The sequence below is a fragment of the Amycolatopsis lexingtonensis genome, assembly GCF_014873755.1.
GTDB lineage: Bacteria > Actinomycetota > Actinomycetes > Mycobacteriales > Pseudonocardiaceae > Amycolatopsis > Amycolatopsis lexingtonensis.
In genome coordinates, this window is sequence record NZ_JADBEG010000001.1 from 465,229 (window position 1) to 482,657 (window position 17,429).

Genomic DNA, 17,429 nt, shown 5'->3' on the forward strand with positions numbered 1-17,429 from the left:
CCGGTCGTGGCGGGTCTCCGTGAGACGGGCACATCATCGGCTCAGGACGAAAACCCAAGGAGGTCCACAGTCATGAGCACCCGGAAAGTCGCGGTCGTCACCGGCGCTTCGCAGGGCATCGGCGCGGCGCTGGTCGAGTCGTACCGCAAGCTCGGTTACGCCGTCGTCGCCAACTCGCGGTCCATCACCCCGTCGGGGGACGCCGAAATCCTCGCCGTCCCCGGCGACATCGCCGACCCCGCCGTCGGCGCCCGCGTCATCGAGCGGGCGCTGGCCACGTTCGGCCGGGTCGACACCCTGGTCAACAACGCCGGCCTGTTCGTCGCGAAGCCGTTCACCGACTACACCGGCGCCGACTTCGACGCGGTCACCGGCGTCAACCTGCGCGGCTTCTTCGACGTCACGCAGCACGCCATCGCCGCCATGCTCGAGAACGGCGGCGGGCACATCGTCAACGTCACCACCAGCCTGACCGACCACGCCGACAGCTCGGTGCCCTCGGCGCTGGCGTCGCTGACGAAGGGCGGCCTCAACGCCGTCACGAAGGCGCTGGCGATCGAGTACGCGAAGCGCGGCATCCGCGTGAACGCCGTGTCGCCGGGCGTCATCCGCACGCCGATGCACCCCGCCGAAACCCACGAGTTCCTGGCGGCGCTGCACCCGGTCGGGCGGATGGGCGACATCGCCGACGTCGTCGACGCGGTCGCCTACCTCGAGGGCGCGCCGTTCGTCACCGGCGAGATCCTGCACGTCGACGGCGGCCAGAGCGCGGGCCACTGATGACCACCACCGAAACGGACGTCCTCACCGGCGTCCTGGACGCGTGGAAGTCCGCGGTCGACGCGCACGAGCCGGACCGGGTCGCGGCGGTCTTCACCGAAGACGCCGTTTTCCAGGGTCTGCACCCGTACAGCGTCGGGCGCGCGGGCGTCGCCGAGTACTACGCCTCGCAACCGCTCGGGCTGACCGCGGACTACCGGGTCCTGGAGACCCGGCGGCTCGCCGAGGACGTGGTGCTCGGCTATGCGAGCGTCGACTTCGGCTTCACCGACCGGCCGGTGCTGCCGGTCAGCCTCGGCGTCGTGCTCCGCCGGGTCGGCGGCGCCTGGCTCATCGCGTACTACCAGGTGTCCCGGCGCTGACGTTTGCGCGCCCGGGCGCCGGGTACACCGAGCGCGGCGGTGTCCCGTCCGGGTTCGAGCTCAGCTCGTGATCTCCGCGGATCCGGGCGGCCGGACGGGCGCCGCTGCCATGACCGGGTGCCAGCGCGTGGCGTCGAAGATCAGCGTGATCGCCTCGATCTTCCCGTCCCGCAGCCGGAAGTGCTCGGCCGTGCGCTGGACGCCCACCGGGGTCGCGGTGTGCACGTCGTAGACGAGCGTGGCCTCCGAGTCGCCGTAGAGCTCGCTGATCAGCTCCACCCCGGTCACCACCGCCACGAACGCCGCGAGCCCGTCGAGGTGGCCGCGCACGTCGTGGGAGCTCATCAGCGGGCTCTCGAACGAAAAGGTGTCGGCGAGCCGGGCGGCCGCGGCGGTCACGTCGCCGTCGAAGCGTGCCCGGTGGTAGGCCTGCACGGCCTCGCGGGTCGGGTCGGTCATCGGTCCTCCAGGTAGCGGGCGAGGTGCTGCTGGTTCTCGGCGAGACGCAGGCACAGGTGCCGCAGCACCGTCGTCTCCTCGGGGGTGAAGCCGCGGAACACGGCGGCCATCGCCGCCTGGGACGGGCGCCGGAAGTCTTCGAGCCACGTCCGGCCGTCCGGGGTGATCCGGACCAGCACCGACCGGCGGTCGCGGGGGTCGGGGCCCCGCGCGGCGAGCCCCGCGCGCTCCAGGGTGTCGACGAGGCCGGTGACGTTGCGCGAGCTGACCCCGGCGGCCGCGGCCAGGTCCTTGACGTTGGTGCCGGCTTCGCGGCCGGCGAGCCGGATGAGGATGTCGAGCGCGCCGGGGCTGAGGCCGCGGCTGTCGGTGCCCCGGGAGCGCAGCTGGTCCAGGGCGCGCGCGGCCGTGCGGACGGCGGCGGCCGCTTCCAGCGCGGCGGTGTCGCCGTCGACGGCGAACCCGGCCAACGCCGCGCGGACCCCGGGGGAGTACAGGTGGTCGTCGCCGTCCCGGTCGAACGCCGGGTCAGGTACGTCATTCATAGTGAAGCACTACATTAGTACGTACTTCCGTATCTGGGAAGAGCAGCTCGTTAACCAGGCTTTCAACCGGAGTTAGCCTCTGTCGTGGCACAGGTTCTCGATCAGCGACCCATACTGACCCGGCTCTCCACCACGACACCCCCGGAGTCCCCATGACGGACGTCAATCGTCGGCGTTTCCTGCAGCTGGCCGGCGGCACGGCTGCCCTTTCCGCACTTTCCACCAGCATCGCCCGCGCGGCGGAAATCCCGGCGTACCGGCACAGCGGGACGGTGCGGGACATCGAGCACATCGTGGTCCTGATGCAGGAGAACCGGTCGTTCGACCACTACTTCGGCACGCTGCGCGGCGTGCGCGGCTACGGCGACCCGCGGCCGGCGACCCTGGCGAACGGCAAGTCGGTCTGGGCGCAGTCGGACGGCAAGCGCGACATCCTGCCCTTCCGCCCCGAAGCCGACAACCTCGGCCTGCAGTTCATCCAGGACCTCCCGCACGGCTGGAACGACACGCACGCGGCGTGGAACGGCGGCAAGTACGACAAGTGGGTGCCCGCCAAGGGGTCGACCACCATGGCGTACCTGACGCGCGAGGACATCCCGTTCCACTACGCGCTGGCCGACACGTTCACGATCTGCGACGCCTACCACTGCTCGTTCATGGGCTCGACCGACCCGAACCGCTACTACATGTGGACGGGCTACACGGGCAACGACGGGCAGGGCGGCGGCCCGGTGCTCGGCAACGACGAAAAGGGCTACTCCTGGACGACGTACCCCGAACGGCTCGAGAAGGCCGGGGTCTCGTGGAAGATCTACCAGGACATCGGCGACGGCCTCGACGCCGCCGGCAGCTGGGGCTGGATCGAAGACGCCTACCGCGGCAACTACGGCGACAACTCGTTGCTCTACTTCAACTCCTACCGCAACGCCAAGCCCGGCGACGCGCTGTACGAGAAGGCCCGCACCGGCACGAACGCCAAGGCGGGCGAGGGCTACTTCGACCGGCTGCGCGCCGACGTCAAGGCCGGGACGCTGCCGCAGGTTTCGTGGATCACCGCGCCGGAAGCGTTCTGCGAGCACCCGAACTGGCCGGTGAACTACGGCGCCTGGTACATCGCGCAGGTGCTCGACGCGCTCACGGCGAACCCGGAGGTGTGGAGCAAGACCGCGCTGTTCATCACCTACGACGAGAACGACGGCTTCTTCGACCACGTCGTCCCGCCGTACGCGACCGCCGGCCAGTCCACTGTGGACACCACGGGCGAGATCTTCGCCGGCTCGTCGGCGAACCCCGCCGGCCCCTACGGGCTGGGCCAGCGCGTGCCGATGCTCGTGGTGTCGCCGTGGAGCAAGGGCGGCTACGTGTGCTCGGAGACGTTCGACCACACGTCGATCATCCGGTTCATCGAACGGCGCTTCGGCGTGCACGAGCCCAACATCTCGGCCTGGCGGCGCTCGGTCTGCGGCGACCTGACGTCGGCGTTCGACTTCTCCCGCACCGACACCCGGGTGCCCGCCCTGCCGGACACCGCCGGCTACGAGCCGCCGGACCGCGAGCGGCACCCGGACTACGTCCCCGCCGTCCCGGCGAAGAACGTGCTGCCCAAGCAGGAACGCGGCTCACGCCCGGCCCGGGCGCTCCCGTACGACCTGGCGGCCGACGCCCGCCTGACCACCGGCGGCCTGGCGGTGACGTTCGCCAGCCACGGCCGCGCGGGCGCGGCGTTCTACGTCGTCTCGCCGTCGGGGGAGCCGCGGACGTACACCGCGGGCGCGGGCCAATCGCTCACCGCGACGCTGCCCGCGTCGGGCACGTACGACTACACCGCCTACGGCCCCGCCGGTTTCGTCCGCCGCTTCCGCGGCTCCGCGCCGGGCCCGGAGGTCGCGGTCCGCTGCGGCGACGGTGACCTGACCCTGGTCCTGACCAACCCGGGCACCGCACCGGTGCGGCTGACGGTGCAGGACGCTTACGGCCGCCACTCGGTGACGCGCACGGTGCGGCCGGGCGCGAAGGTCGTCGAGACGATCGGAATCCGGCGGAGCGGCAACTGGTACGACGTTTCGGTGACCTCGGACCGCGACCCGCAGTTCCTGCGCCGCCTGGCGGGCCACGTCGAGACGGGCCGGCCGAGCACGAGCGACCCGGCGATCCTGACGGACTGAGCCGTCATGAGGGGCACCCTCCATGAACCGCTCCCCGGAAGTTGGACTGGGAATCCAGTTCCGACTTTCCGGGGAGCGGTTTGGTGTATCCAGGAAGTTCGTTGTCTGAGCAGCAGCGGGAGTCCGCTGTTGCGTTGTTCGAGGCCGGGTATGGCGCGAAGGTGGTCGCGACCCGGTTGGGCGTGTCGCCGATGGCGGTGCGACGCTTGCGTGATCGTTGGAGGTTGCGGAGCGCGGGAGCGCTGATGAGGGAGCCGGGTAAGCGGTCGTTCACCTTCGAGTTCAAGCGTGAGGTCGTGCGCCGGTTCGTCGATGGTGAGGCGTCGGCGATGGAGCTGGCGCGTGAGCATGATCTGTCGTCGCCGAAGCTGGTGGAAAACTGGGTCAGGGTGTACCGGCGTGAGGGCGAGGACGCGTTGCGGCCCAAGCCGAAAGGCCGGCCGGGCAAGCCGGTTGACCCAGCCGGGCTCAGCGAGCTGGATCGCCTGCGGCAGGAGAACCTGGAGTTGTCGGCGAAGGTGGCGTTGCTGGAAAAATTGCGGGCCTTGAAGGAGCAGGGGCGAGGGTGAAAACCCAGGTCATCGCCACCCTCAAGGCCGAGTATCCGCTGGCGGTGCTGCTGGCGGCCGCCGGGCTGGCACGCTCGACGTTCTTCTACCACCAGGCCCGGCTGACCCGGCCCGACCCGCAGGTCGAGCTGAAGGCGGCGGTCACCGAGCAGTTCGAGGCCGCCCGCGGCCGCTACGGGCATCGGCGTGTGCACGCGATGCTGCGCCGCGGGGGCTGGCGGGTAGCCAAGAAGACGGTGTTGAAGCTGATGAACATGCTGGGCCTGTTCTGCCAGGTCCGGCGGCCGCGCCGCTATCGGTCCTGGCTCGGGCAGATCGGCACGGTCGCGGCCAACGTGCTGGATCGCCAGTTCACCGCGGCGGCTCCGGACACGAAATGGGTCACCGACGTGACCGAGTTCCGTATCGGCGACCGCAAGGTCTACCTGTCCCCGGTGATCGACTTGTTCGACCGATCCGTGATCGCCTACAGCCATGGCCCGTCCCCGAGTTTGGAACTGACGAACTCGTCGCTGCGCGCGGCGATCGCGACCCTCGACGGCGCCGCCAGGCCGTTGGTGCACTCCGACCAGGGGTTCCAGTACCAGCACGTCTCCTGGCGGAGGTTGATCGAGGACGCGGGCCTGGCCCAGTCGATGTCCCGGCGAGCGAACTGCCTGGACAACTCCATGGCCGAGAACTTCTTCGGTCATTTGAAGGAAGAACTGTTCCACCACAACAGCTTCGACACCGTCGAGGAGTTCACCGCCGAGCTGGACGAGTACATCGACTGGTACAACACGATCCGCATCTCGACCACGCTTGAAGGCCTGAGCCCGGCCGAATACCGAGCCCAGGCCCTCAAGCCCTAGCTTTACCTAGCCAGTCCAACTTCCAGGGGTCAGTTCACCAGGAGGGTGCCCCTCATGGCTTGCCGTCAGCGGGTGGCGAGCACCCGGCGCACCTCGTCCGCGCCCAGCGCCACGGGCGAGCGCAGCGAGCCGACCTCGCCGATCTCGATCTCGACCACGTCGCCCGGCCGCAGCCCTTGGTCGAGTCCCGGTACGACGGACGTGCCCGTCGAGAGCACCGCGCCGTCGGGGAAGTCGTTGTCGCGCCACAGGTATTCGACGAGTTCGGCCGGCCCGCGGTTGAGCTGGGTGGTGTTGGCTTCACCGGCGAACACCTCGTGGCCGTCGCGCAGGATACGCATGCGGAGGTCGAGGGACAGCGCGTCCGGTACCTCCCACGCCGGCCGCACCCGGGCCGAGACCGCGCACGAACCGGTGTAGATCTTGGCCTGCGGGAGGTACAGCGGGTTCTCGCCTTCGATGCTGCGGGAGCTGACGTCGTCGACCACCACGTACCCGGCGATCTCGCCGCTGGCGGTCAGCAGCAGGCCCAGTTCCGGTTCCGGCACATTGTTGGCGGAATCGGCGCGGACGGCGATCGGTTCGTCGTCGGTGACCACGCGCCACGCGGGCGACTTGAAGAACAGTTCCGGCCGCTCCGCTCGGTACACCCGTGCGTAGACGTCCTCATCGGCGCTCTCCTCGCGGCGGGCCTCCTCGGACCGCAGGTAGGTCACCCCGGCGGCCCACACCTCCATCCGGCCGTCCAGCGGCGGCAACAACTGCGCCCCGGCCGCGGGCACGGGCTCCCCGGCGGTCTCGGCCAGCTCGCGGATCTCCGCCACGGAATGGCGCAGCAGCTCGCTCATCGACGCCACCGCGAGCGGTCGCAGCCGCTCATCGGCGAGCAGGCCGACTCGGGGGGTGCCGGTTCCGTCGGCGAAGCGCACCAGATGGCTCACGCGAACCTCCTCGTTCACCGCCGAACCTACGGAGTGCGGAGCGCGACGGTCAACGGGTGCCGATCGGCGCACCCGGGAACGGCGGCGGTGGGGTGGTTTCTGTCCCGTGGACAACCTGGGGAAAGGGAAACTCCGCTGCTATTATGCCTTGAAACGTTTCAGTGCACCGCAGGAACATCCCGGCAAGGCTGACGACGACGTCGACTCGCGAATGGAGTGTTCATGTCCGCACGAGTGGTGCTCGCTGTGCTGACCGCGGTGCTTTCGCTGGTGGCCACGGCATCGCCCGCTCGCGCCGCGGAGCGGGACCCGGCCGTCCAGGTCGTCGATCTGCGGGCCGGCAACGTGGTCAACCCCCTCGCCGCGAGCAGTACGCCGACGTTGAGCTGGAAACTGCGCTCCGGACGGCCCGGTGAGCGGCAGACGGCGTACCGGATCCTCGTCGCCACCAGCCCGCGCCTGCTCGCGCAGAACCGCGCCGACGTCTGGGACAGCGGCAAGGTCGCGAGCTCGCAGTCGGTCGCCGTGCCGTACCTCGGGCCCGCGACCGGTGCGGGGAGGCGGAACTACTGGACCGTCGAAGTGTGGGACGCGCGCGGAGCGGGCCCGGTCAAGGCCGAGCCCGCGTGGTGGGAGACGGGGCCGGTGCAGCCGGCCGACTGGGCGGGCGCGAAGTGGATCACGCCGGACGCCGGAAACGCTTACGCCTGGCAGGACTTCGCCCTGGACGTCGACTTCACGATCGAGGCCGCGGCCGCGAGCGTGGTCTTCCGGGCCGCCGGCGCCGACGATTTCCTGCTGTGGCAGGTGAACGCCGCCGAGACGCCGGGCAAGGTGCTGCTGCGGCCGCACGTGAAGAGCCACGGGTCGTTCGCGCTGCTCGGGGAGACCGACGTGAGCGCGGTGCTCACCCCGCAGACCGTGCACGCGCCGCACCACCTGCGGGTCGAAGCGCGGGGGAGCACCGTCGTCACCGCGATCGACGGTACCCAGGTGGACTCCCGGACGGTCGACGCGGTGCGCACCGGCACCATCGGGTTCCGGACCTCGGTCAGCCAGGGCACGCCCGAAGCCGCCGCCTACGACAACCTGGCCGTGCACGGCCTCGACGGCACACTGCTGTTCTCCGACGACTTCTCGGCGGCGCCGGACGCCCGTTTCCCCGGGGCCGCGGTCACCGACGGGAGGCTGGAACCTCAAGGCGATCCGCTCCTGCTCGCCCAATCGCCGGACGCGCCGTTGCTGCGCCACGAGTTCGTCCTGGACAAGCCGGTCGCGAGCGCCCGTGCCTACGTCTACGGCCTCGGGTTCTCCGAACTCCACCTCAACGGCGGCAAGGTCGGCGATCAGGTGCTGGCGCCGGGGAGCACCCCGTACGACAAGCGGAACCTCTACGACTCCTTCGACGTGACCGGTCAGGTCCACATCGGACCCAACGCGGTGGGGTTGTGGCTGGGGAACGGGTACGGGCCGCGGTTCAGCCGGTACGGGTTCCGCTGGACCGGCCCGAAGCAGGGCATCGTGGCGCTGGTCGTCACCTTCGCGGACGGTTCCCGCCGGACGGTCACGACCGACGAGTCCTGGAAGTGGTCGGACGGCCCGGTGACGGCCAACGACCTCTACGCCGGCGAAAGCTACGACGCCCGGCTCGAACAGGACGGCTGGGACCGGCCGGGCTTCGACGACTCCGGCTGGCACCCGGCCGGCGTAGCGAGCGCACCGAGCGCGTCGCTGGCCGGCTCGACCGCGCCGCCGATCCGCGTGGTCCGCACCCTCCGGCCGGTGGCGGTGCGGCAGCCGCGTCCCGGTGTATACGTCTACGACTTCGGCGAGAACTTCGCCGGGTGGTCGCGATTGCGCGTCGCCGGGCCGGCCGGGACGGCCGTGCGGATGCGCACCGCGGAAGAGCTGTCCGCCGACGGCATGCTCGACACCACGACCAACCGCGACGCCGCGGCCACCGACTCCTACACCCTGGGGCCGGCGCGCGGGGTCCAGGTCTACGAGCCGCGGTTCACCTACCACGGCTTCCGCTACCTCGAGCTGACCGGCTACCCGGGGACGCCGGACCTGGGCAGCGTCGCCGGGCGGGTGGTGCACGCCGACGTCGCCGCCACCGGGCACGTCGAAACGTCGGACCCGCTGCTGAACACGATCTGGGCGAACAACCGGCGCGCGGTGCTGAACAACTCGATGAGCCTGCCCACCGACAACCCGGTGCGCGACGAACGGACACCGCCGGGCATGGACGTGCAGGCCTACCACGACGCGGCCGTCCTCGACTTCGGCATGGACACCTTCTACGGCAAGTACCTGCTCGACCTGCCGCCCGGCACGGCGTTGCCCAGCGACGACGGCAACGCCCGGCTGCCGGACATGGGCGGCGGCTCGGTCGACCTGGCCTGGTCGCTCTACGAGCAGTACGGCGACCTGACGCGGCTGGCGGCGGCCTACCCGGCGATGAAGACCTTTGTGGACACCAACGCCGCCGCTCACCCGGACTTGATGTGGCCCGAAGACCGCGGGTTCGGCGACTGGTGCCCGCCCGACCGGAGCCCGAACGCCAACGGGGGACAGGGGAATCCGGCCGCGGGCGCGTGCTTCAGCGAACGTTCGCTGGTCAACACCGCGCTGTCCTACCGGCAAGCCGAAGACGTCGCGAAAGCCGCACGAGCACTGGGAAAGACCGCCGACGCGGCGCATTTCGCGGAGCTGGCGAGCGCGATCGCCGCCGCGTTCAACGCGCACTTCCTCGTCGGCGCGACCTACGGCGACGGGCGGCAGACGACCAGCGTGCTCCCGCTCGCGTTCGGGATCGTGCCGCCGGACAAGGTGGCCGCGGTCGGCGCGAAGCTCGTCGACACGATCCTGAACCAGGACGGCGGGCACCTCGACACCGGCATCTTCGGCACCCGCTACCTGCCCGAAGCCCTGGCCAGGGCCGGTCGGATCGACGTCGCCCTGACCGTCCTGCGCGCGCGGACCTACCCCGGCTTCGGGTACGAGATCGGCCGCGGCGCGACGACGCCGTGGGAGCAGTGGACCTACGAGTCCGGCATGGAAACCCACGACCACGCGATGTTCGCCGGGATCAACGCCGCCTTTTACACGCAGTTCGCCGGGATCACGCCCGCGGCGCCCGGGTACGCGTCGATCGCCATCGCGCCGCAGGTGCCCGCCGGGCTCGGGCACGTCTCGGCGTCGATCGACACGGTCCGCGGACCGGTCGCCTCGGCGTGGACGCAGACCGGCTGCCGCTTCGCCCTCACCGTCACCATCCCCGCAAACACGACCGCCACCGTCACCCTGCCCACCGGCAACCGAATCCCGGTCGGCTCCGGGACGTCCCAGTTCACCGTCCGCCACTGCGCCTGACCCCGGAGGACCTCGTGAAACGGATCCTGCTCGCCGCACTGCTGGCCACCGGGCTCCTCGCCCCGGCCGGGACGGCGGCCGCCGCCGTCACCTACCCCGGCCTCGCCGCGGCTTTCGACAACGCCAGTACCAGCCCGGCCGCCGCGCCCACGGCCGCGGACTTCGACGGCAGCGGGCACAGTCTCGTCGCCGAAGACCGCACCGCCGCGGGCTGGGACCGCGACCGGGTCATCACCGTCGACGGCGCGCAGCTCCGGCTCCCCGCCGCCGCACCGGGGACGCCCGACAACGTCGTCGCCGACGGCCAGCGCATCGGCGGCCGGTTCACCGGTGCCGCGCTGGCGTTCCTCGTGACGAGCACGGGCGCCGGCACCGAAGGCACCGGGACGCTCGAGTACGCCGACGGGCACGTCCAGAACTACCGGCTGGACGTGCCCGACTGGATCGTCGGGCCGGGCAGCAGGCTGACCGTGGCGTTCCCGCGGTGGAACACCCCGGACGGCCCGAGCGCGGTGCCCGCCAAGCTCTACACCGTCGCGATCCCGCTCGACCCCCGCGTCCCGGTCACCGCCGTCACCCTGCCGAAGCCGGATTCAAGCGGGCGCCTGCACGTCTTCTCGGTCGGTACCCGGCCCGAGGCCGGCCCCTGGACGGCGACCTGGGCCACGGCGACCGACGACGGGCTCGCTCCCTGGCCGTGGACCGAACGCACGCTGCGCATGGTGACCCACACCAGCCGCGGCGGCTCGCAGGTCCGGATCCGGCTGGACAACGCCTACGACCCCGGGCCGCTCGTCGTCGGCCACGCCACCATCGCGGTCCGCGGCGTCGGCGCGGTCCCGGTCCGCGCCCCGGTGACGCTGACCTTCGGCGGGCGGCAAGAGGTCGCGCTCCCCGCGGGCGGTCAGGCCGTCGGCGACCCGCTGCCGTTCTCCGTGCCCGAGGGCGCGGACCTGCTGATCAGCCTGTACCTGAAGGGCACCGTGACCAATGCGCCCATGCACAGCGTCGCGCTGCAGGAGATGTACACCACCGCCGACGGCACCGGCGACCACACGGCCGACGGGGTCACCTTCCCGACGTCGGGCACGTTCGGCTTCTGGACGATCCTGGCCGGGGTCGACGTGACCGGGCCGGGCGGCACCGTCGTCGCGTTCGGCGACTCGATCACCGACGGCTGGTCGTCCACCCCGAACACCGACAGCCGGTGGCCGGACTTCCTCGCCCGGCGCCTGCCCGGCCGTGCCGTCGTGAACCAGGGCATCTCCGGCAACCGGATCCTGCAGGACGCCTTCAGCGGTTACCCGGACGGCCGCACCGCCGGAGTGAACGCACTGGCCCGGCTGAACCGCGACCTGATCAGCCAGCCGGGCGTGCGCACGGCGATCGTCCTCGAAGGCATCAACGACATCAACAGCGGCACCGGCGCCGAAGACGTCATCGCCGGGCTGAAACGGATCGCCGCCGAACTGCACGCGGCCCGCATCCGGGTACTCGCCGGCACGCTCACCCCCATCAAGGGGTGTTCCTGCAGCAGCGGCGCGCACCTGGCGGCGCGCACCCGGGTCAACGCCTTCATCCGGGACAACGGCGGGGTGTTCGACGGCTACGTCGACTTCGACGCCGCCGTCCGCGACCCCGCCGACCCGGAGACGATGCGCGCCGTCTACGACTCCGGCGATCACCTGCACCCGGGTGACGCCGGCTACGCCGCGATGGCCGCGGCCGTCCCGCTTTCCCAGCTCTGACCGGAACTTCCGACGCCGAAGGACGAGGTGGTGCCCGATGTCGCACGAACACCCCGGCGCGCTCAGCCGCCGCACTTTCCTGAGCGGCGGGGCCGCGCTCCTGAGTACGCTCGCCCTACCCGCCACGCTTTCCTCGCTCGCGTGCCCCGCCGCGGCCGCCACGCGGGAGTGGGCCCCGCCGCCCAACGGGTTCCCCGAGTGGAACGCCAACATCGGGATCTTCGACGTCGGCAGCGAGCCGCCGCACGCCACGCTCATGCCCTACGGCGACCTCGGCCAGGCGCTGGACGGTGACCGCACCCGCTCGCCGTACCGGCAGAGCCTGGACGGCGACTGGAAGTTCCGGCACGCCGACCGGCCCGATCTGCGGGATCCGGAGTTCTACCGCGACAACGCCGACGACAGCTCCTGGGCCACCATCCCGGTTCCGTCGAACTGGCAGCTGCACGGTTACGACTTCCCGATCTACGTCAACATCACCTACCCGTGGTGGGGTGCCAACGGGCAGAACGAGAACGCCCAGCCGCCGTTCGCCCCGACGAAGTTCAACCCGGTCGGCCAGTACCGGCGGACATTCCAGGTCCCGGCCGCGTGGTCGGGCCGGCGCACGTTCCTGCACTTCGCCGGCGTGAAGTCGGCGTTCTACGTGTGGGTCAACGGCACGCTGCTGGGCTACCGGGAGGATTCGCGCACGCCGGGGGAGTTCGACATCACCGACCACCTCCGGCCGGGCGTCAACCAGCTCGCCGTGGAGGTCTACCGCTTCCCGGACGGCGACTGGCTGGAAGACCAGGACATGATCCGGCTGTCCGGCATCTTCCGGTCCGTCCACCTGTTCTCCACGCCGGTCGTGCACCTGCGCGACTTCCGGCTCGACCCGCGGCTGCGCGACGGCTACACGAACGCCGACCTCGCCGTGACCGCGAGCGTCCGCAACTACGGCGGTGCGGACACCGGCACCTACACGGTGGAAACCCAGCTGTACGACGCGAACCGGCGACCGGTGTGGCCGCAGCCGTTGCGCCAGGCCGTCGCGCTCGGCTCGGCCCCTGCCGGGCAGGACGTCACCGTGCAAGCGGCGCAGGCCGTCCGCGGCCCGAAACTCTGGTCGGCGGAACAGCCGAACCTCTACACCGCCGTCCTCGTGCTGCGCGATCCGTCCGGCAAGCCGATCGAAACGCTCTCCGCACGCGTCGGCTTCCGCGAGTTCGCGCTCACCGGCGGGCTGATGCGGATCAACGGGCAGCCGGTCAGCCTGCGCGGCACCAACCGGCACGAAGCGCACCCGGCCCGGGGTGGCGCGCTCACCCGCGCCGACCTCGTCGAGGACATCCGCCTGATCAAGCGCCTCAACATCAACGCCGTCCGCACGTCCCACTACCCCAACGATCCCGCCTGGTACGAGCTGGCCGACGAGTACGGCCTGTACCTCGTGGACGAAGCCAACCTGGAGACGCACGGCGTCCGCGACCGGTTCCCGGGCTCGAATCCGGAGTGGACGGGCGCGGTGCTGGCCCGGGCCGAGGCGATGGTGCACCGCGACAAGAACCACCCGAGCGTCGTCATCTGGTCGCTCGGCAACGAGGCGGGCTCGGGCAGCAACTTCACCGCGATGCACGACTGGATCCGTTCGTACGACACGACGCGGGTGATCCAGTACGAGGGCGACGACCGGCCGGGCGTCAGCGACATCCGGTCGCAGATGTACCCGACCCCGGCCGCGCTCGAACAGCGCGCGCTCGACCCGGCCGACACCCGGCCCTACGTCATGATCGAATACGCGCACTCGATGGGGAACTCGACCGGGAACTTCAAGGAGTTCTGGGACGTCATCCGCGCGCACCCGGTGCTGCAGGGCGGGTTCATCTGGGACTTCGTCGACCAGGGGCTGTCCTGGCCCACCCCGAAGCGCAAGCTGCTCACGGAGACCGGCCCCGCCGCCCTCACCGCGGAACTCGCGCCCGCCGCGACGTTCGACGCCGGCCACGGCTTGGCCGGGGCGGCGGTCTTCCCGCCCGCGCGGAGCCTCGACCTGACCGGTTCGCTGACGCTCGAAGCCTGGGTCACCGCTGCCGCGGTGGGCGGCCACCAGCCGATCATCGCCAAGGGCGATCACCAGTTCGCGGTGAAGCAGAGCGAAAGCAACCTCGAGTTCTTCGTGTACTCCGGGACGTGGATCGCGGCCGCCGCGCCGCTGCCCGCGGACTGGGTGGGGCGGGAGCACCACGTCGCCGGCGTGCTCGACCACGACGCGAAGACGTTGACGCTCTACCTCGACGGCAACGCCGTGGCGCACACGGACACCGACCGCGTCCCGGACAGCACCACCGCCCAGCTCGCCCTCGGTACCGACTACGAGAATCCGGAGCGGGTGTTCAGCGGGCACATCCGGATCGCGCGGGTCTACGCCCGGGCGCTCGGCGCCGCGGAACTCGCCGCCGATCGGACACCGCACGACCCGGCGGTCCGGTTCTGGTTCGACGCCGCCACCGCGGGCTACGCCGAAAAGCAGCCCCCCTCGCGGACTTACCTTTCCTATGGCGGCGACTGGGGCGACAACCCCAACGACGGCAACTTCTGCGCCAACGGCATCGTCACCGCCGACCGGCGGATCAGCGGGAAAGCCGTCGAGGTCAAGCACGTCTACCAGACGATCGTCGTCTCGGGAGGCGCCGGCCGGTTCACGATCACCAACGAAAACCTGTTCACCAACGTCAATGCGTACGAGGGCGCTTGGGAACTGGTGAACGACGGCCAGGTCGTGCAGCGGGGGCGGCTCTCCGGCGCACAGCTCGACGTACCGCCGCGGTCGAGCCGGACGATCACCCTGCCGTTGCGCCGGCCCGACCGTCCGGCCGGGGAGTACTTCGTCCGCTTTTCCTTCACCACCAGGACACCCACGGCGTGGGCCGACCGCGGGTTCGAGGTGGCGAAGCAGCAGCTTCCGGTCGACTTCGGCAGTCCCGCCGTCGCGCCGGTCCCGCTCGCGCAGGTACCCGCGGCGGCCGTGCGCGAGACCGGCCGGAGCGTCGAAATCACCGGTGCCGGGTTCCGCGTGTCGATCGCCAAGGACGCCGGCCTGATCACGGCGTACGAGGCCCACGGCGTCCGGCTCGTGACGTCCGGGCCGGTGCCGAACTTCTGGCGCGCGCCGACCGACAACGACATCGGCAACGGCCAGCCGAGCCGCACCGCGACCTGGCGCTACGCGGGTGCCGACCGGCAGGTCACGGACGTCTCGGTGCAGGCGGGCCGGGCGGTGGTCGTGACGGTGCGCGGCACCCTGCCGACCGCGGTCGCGTCCACCTACACCACGACGTACACGGTGTTCGGCCACGGCGAGATCCTCGTGGGCCACGACGTGCACCCCGGCTCGTCTTCGCTGCCGTACCTGCCCGAAGTCGGCACCATCCTGTTCGTGCCCGGCGCTTTCGACCGGCTGGACTACTACGGCCGGGGCCCCGAAGAGAACCACTGGGACCGCAACACCGGCTCCGACGTCGGGCTGTACTCCTCGACGGTGGCGGGGCAGTGGACCGGCTACATCCGCCCGCAGGAGAACGGCAACAAGACCGACGTGCGCTGGGTCGCGCTGACCGACAAGCGCGGCGCCGGCCTCCTGGTCACCGGGGAGCCGCTGCTGGAGGTCAACGCGTCGCATTTCACCCCGGAGGACCTGTCGAGCGGCGCCCTGCACGACTACCAGCTGACGCCGCGGGAGGACATCGTGCTCCGCGTGAACCACCGCCAGATGGGTGTCGGCGGCGACGACAGCTGGGGTGCGCAGACGCACGACGAGTACAAGCTGTTCGCCGACCGGGACTACCACTACGCGTACCGCTTGCGTCCGCTCGCGCGACGGGATCAGGCGATGGAGCTGTTCCGGCGGCCGACAGCTTCGTCGTGAGGGGCTAGATGGCCAGGAGGACGCGGCCGAACGGGCTGCCCTCGGCGAGGTGGCGTTGCGCCTGCGCGGCCTCCTCCAGCGGGAACACGCGGTCGACCAGCGGCGTGATCTCCTTGCGGGCGACCAGTTCGAGCAGGCGCGTGTTCGCCGCGTTGATCTGCTCCGGGCTGAACAGGGCGAACCGGAAGCCGTGGATGTGGGCGTTCTTCCAGATGAGGTCGGTGACGTCGATTTCGGTGCGGGTGCTCGCCGTGTAGCCGATGCTGACCAGGGTGCCGTCCACGGCCAGCGCGCCCAGCGCCGCACCGGTCACGGGACCGCCGACCCCGTCGAGGACGACGTCGACGCCGCGGCCGCTGGTCAGCCGGTGCACCCCGTCGCGCAGGGACTCGGTGGACAGGTCGATCACCTCGAACCCGAGCGCGCGGCCGCGCTCGGCCTTCGCGGTGGTGGTGGCGGTGGTGATCGCCGCGCCGGCGCCGAGCACCCGGGCGATCTCGACGCCGCCTTGCCCGACGCCGCCGCCGACGCCGGGCGCGAGCACGGACTGCCCGGGCCGGAACCCGGCGAGCTCGGTGAGCGCCAGGTACGCCGTGAGGTGCCCGGTGGCGGCGGTGAGCGCGGCCGCGGCGGTGTCGTCGACGTCGTCCGGGATGGGCAGGACGTGCCGCGGGTCGACGGCGATGTATTCGGCCCAGGTGCCGTCGGCGCCCACGCCGTACCGGCCGCCGCTGAGCACGACGCGGGTCCCGGCCGGCAGCGCGGTGGCGCCGGGTTCGGTGAGGACGCCGACGCCGAACCCGCCGGGCCGGATCGGCAGCGGCCGGACGGCGGCCGCGGGGAGCTTGCCGCGGCGGACGGTGTCGTCCAGCGGGTTCACGCCCGCCAGGGTGAGCCGGACGAGGGCCTGTCCGTCGGCTGGGACCGGGGTGGGGACGTCGACGCTGCTGAGAACGTCGTAGTCACCGAACTCGTTGTACTGGATCGCGCGCATGGGGGGAGTCCTATCGAAAGAGATGTTTCTGTTTCAGTTCTGTTCGGAACGCTGCCGGGCGCGGTAGGCCCGCAGGTTGGCCGGGTTGCCGCAGACGCGCACGTCGTGCCAGGTGCCGCTGTTGTTGCGCGAGCGGTCGAAGAACGCGGCTTCGCACCGGGGGTTGCGGCAGGCCTTGAGCCGGCGCCACGTGTCGGCGGCCTGGGCCTCCGCGATCGCGATCAAGGCGAGCGACGAAAGGGCCCGCCAGCCGGTGCCGCGGGGCTCCGGCCGGACCCGGCCGTCCGGGCCGAGGCGGAGCACCACTCCGGCTTGGTGTTCCGGTCCGGTCGCCTGGGTGACATGGGCGTGGAGGTCGACGCGGAGGTCGCGAAGCGGGTCGAGATCCGCCTCGTCGAGCGCGACCGCGGGCACGTCCTGACCGGTCTCTTCGGTCCATGCCGCCAGGGCCCCGGTAGCCCAGTCCTGCGCCGATGCGACGTCGGCGAGCAGGTCGGGCTGACGGGGACGGCCGGCGGACCGGGTGTTGAGCAGGTCCTGCACGAACCCCAGGCCGCCCGGGGCGGGCGAGAGGCCGTAGCGGGTGGTCGCGAGCCAGGTCATGAAATAAGCATGACGCGTTAGGCTGTTTCGTGCGGCACTCTGTGAGCGAGGTCACGACGGTCGCGTCTTCGAGCGGGCGCGGTTCCTGCTGAGCTTCGTGCTCATCGGCGCGGTGCTCAAGGGCCCGGCA

Annotated in this window: 13 protein-coding genes; 8 read left to right on the forward strand and 5 right to left on the reverse strand. The window is 71.2% G+C overall.

Annotated elements, in window-relative coordinates; all coding sequences use genetic code 11:
* The first annotated feature begins 72 nt into the window (after positions 1-72).
* On the forward strand, positions 73-780 hold the full coding sequence (locus H4696_RS02200; RefSeq protein ID WP_086863285.1) for an SDR family NAD(P)-dependent oxidoreductase: 708 nt from the start codon (positions 73-75) through the stop codon (positions 778-780).
* Positions 780-1,142 (forward strand): YybH family protein, encoded by a 363-nt coding sequence (locus H4696_RS02205; protein ID WP_086863284.1) that lies wholly within the window; start codon positions 780-782, stop codon positions 1,140-1,142. Before H4696_RS02200 ends, H4696_RS02205 begins: the two co-directional genes overlap by 1 nt.
* A 60-nt stretch (positions 1,143-1,202) precedes the next feature.
* Here the strand turns inward: H4696_RS02205 and H4696_RS02210 are convergent, their stop codons facing one another.
* Positions 1,203-1,601, reverse strand: coding sequence for a nuclear transport factor 2-like protein (locus H4696_RS02210; protein WP_086863283.1), 399 nt, complete (start codon positions 1,599-1,601; stop codon positions 1,203-1,205).
* Positions 1,598-2,146 (reverse strand): MarR family winged helix-turn-helix transcriptional regulator, encoded by a 549-nt coding sequence (locus tag H4696_RS02215; RefSeq protein ID WP_086863282.1) that lies wholly within the window; start codon positions 2,144-2,146, stop codon positions 1,598-1,600. Before H4696_RS02215 ends, H4696_RS02210 begins: the two co-directional genes overlap by 4 nt.
* 152 nt (positions 2,147-2,298) lie before the next feature.
* On the opposite strand from H4696_RS02215, the gene H4696_RS02220 reads away from it, so the two are divergent.
* The 3 genes from H4696_RS02220 (at position 2,299) to H4696_RS02230 (ending at position 5,731) form a co-directional block, all read left to right on the forward strand.
* Positions 2,299-4,311 (forward strand): phosphocholine-specific phospholipase C, encoded by a 2,013-nt coding sequence (locus tag H4696_RS02220; protein ID WP_086863281.1) that lies wholly within the window; start codon positions 2,299-2,301, stop codon positions 4,309-4,311.
* A gap of 101 nt (positions 4,312-4,412) precedes the next feature.
* On the forward strand, positions 4,413-4,880 hold the full coding sequence (locus H4696_RS49700; protein WP_225955568.1) for a helix-turn-helix domain-containing protein: 468 nt from the start codon (positions 4,413-4,415) through the stop codon (positions 4,878-4,880).
* Positions 4,877-5,731: an IS3 family transposase gene (locus tag H4696_RS02230; protein ID WP_086864085.1), complete on the forward strand. Its 855-nt coding sequence runs from the start codon at positions 4,877-4,879 to the stop codon at positions 5,729-5,731. Before H4696_RS49700 ends, H4696_RS02230 begins: the two co-directional genes overlap by 4 nt.
* Positions 5,732-5,796: 65 nt before the next feature.
* Here the strand turns inward: H4696_RS02230 and H4696_RS02235 are convergent, their stop codons facing one another.
* Entirely contained in the window at positions 5,797-6,672 is an 876-nt protein-coding gene (locus tag H4696_RS02235; protein ID WP_086863995.1) for a fumarylacetoacetate hydrolase family protein, read from the reverse strand.
* Between the two features lie 222 nt (positions 6,673-6,894).
* Here H4696_RS02235 and H4696_RS02240 point away from each other — a divergent pair, with 222 nt between their 5' ends.
* From H4696_RS02240 to H4696_RS02250, 3 genes are read left to right on the forward strand one after another with little or no spacing between them, the layout of a single operon-like run.
* Positions 6,895-10,047: a family 78 glycoside hydrolase catalytic domain gene (locus H4696_RS02240; RefSeq protein ID WP_086863994.1), complete on the forward strand. Its 3,153-nt coding sequence runs from the start codon at positions 6,895-6,897 to the stop codon at positions 10,045-10,047.
* A gap of 14 nt (positions 10,048-10,061) precedes the next feature.
* Positions 10,062-11,795, forward strand: a complete 1,734-nt coding sequence (locus H4696_RS51100) for a GDSL-type esterase/lipase family protein (RefSeq protein WP_086863993.1) — start codon at positions 10,062-10,064, stop codon at positions 11,793-11,795.
* A 37-nt stretch (positions 11,796-11,832) separates the two neighbouring features.
* The gene (locus H4696_RS02250; protein ID WP_086863992.1) at positions 11,833-15,702 is read left to right on the forward strand and encodes a glycoside hydrolase family 2 TIM barrel-domain containing protein; all 3,870 of its coding nucleotides are present in this window, start codon (positions 11,833-11,835) and stop codon (positions 15,700-15,702) included.
* 4 nt (positions 15,703-15,706) lie between these two features.
* Here the strand turns inward: H4696_RS02250 and H4696_RS02255 are convergent, their stop codons facing one another.
* Together H4696_RS02255 and H4696_RS02260 are read right to left on the reverse strand one after the other, a co-directional pair.
* Entirely contained in the window at positions 15,707-16,696 is a 990-nt protein-coding gene (locus tag H4696_RS02255) for a quinone oxidoreductase family protein (protein ID WP_086863991.1), read from the reverse strand.
* Between the two features lie 33 nt (positions 16,697-16,729).
* The gene (locus H4696_RS02260) at positions 16,730-17,299 is read right to left on the reverse strand and encodes a CGNR zinc finger domain-containing protein (protein ID WP_086863990.1); all 570 of its coding nucleotides are present in this window, start codon (positions 17,297-17,299) and stop codon (positions 16,730-16,732) included.
* Between the last annotated feature and the right edge of the window lie 130 nt (positions 17,300-17,429).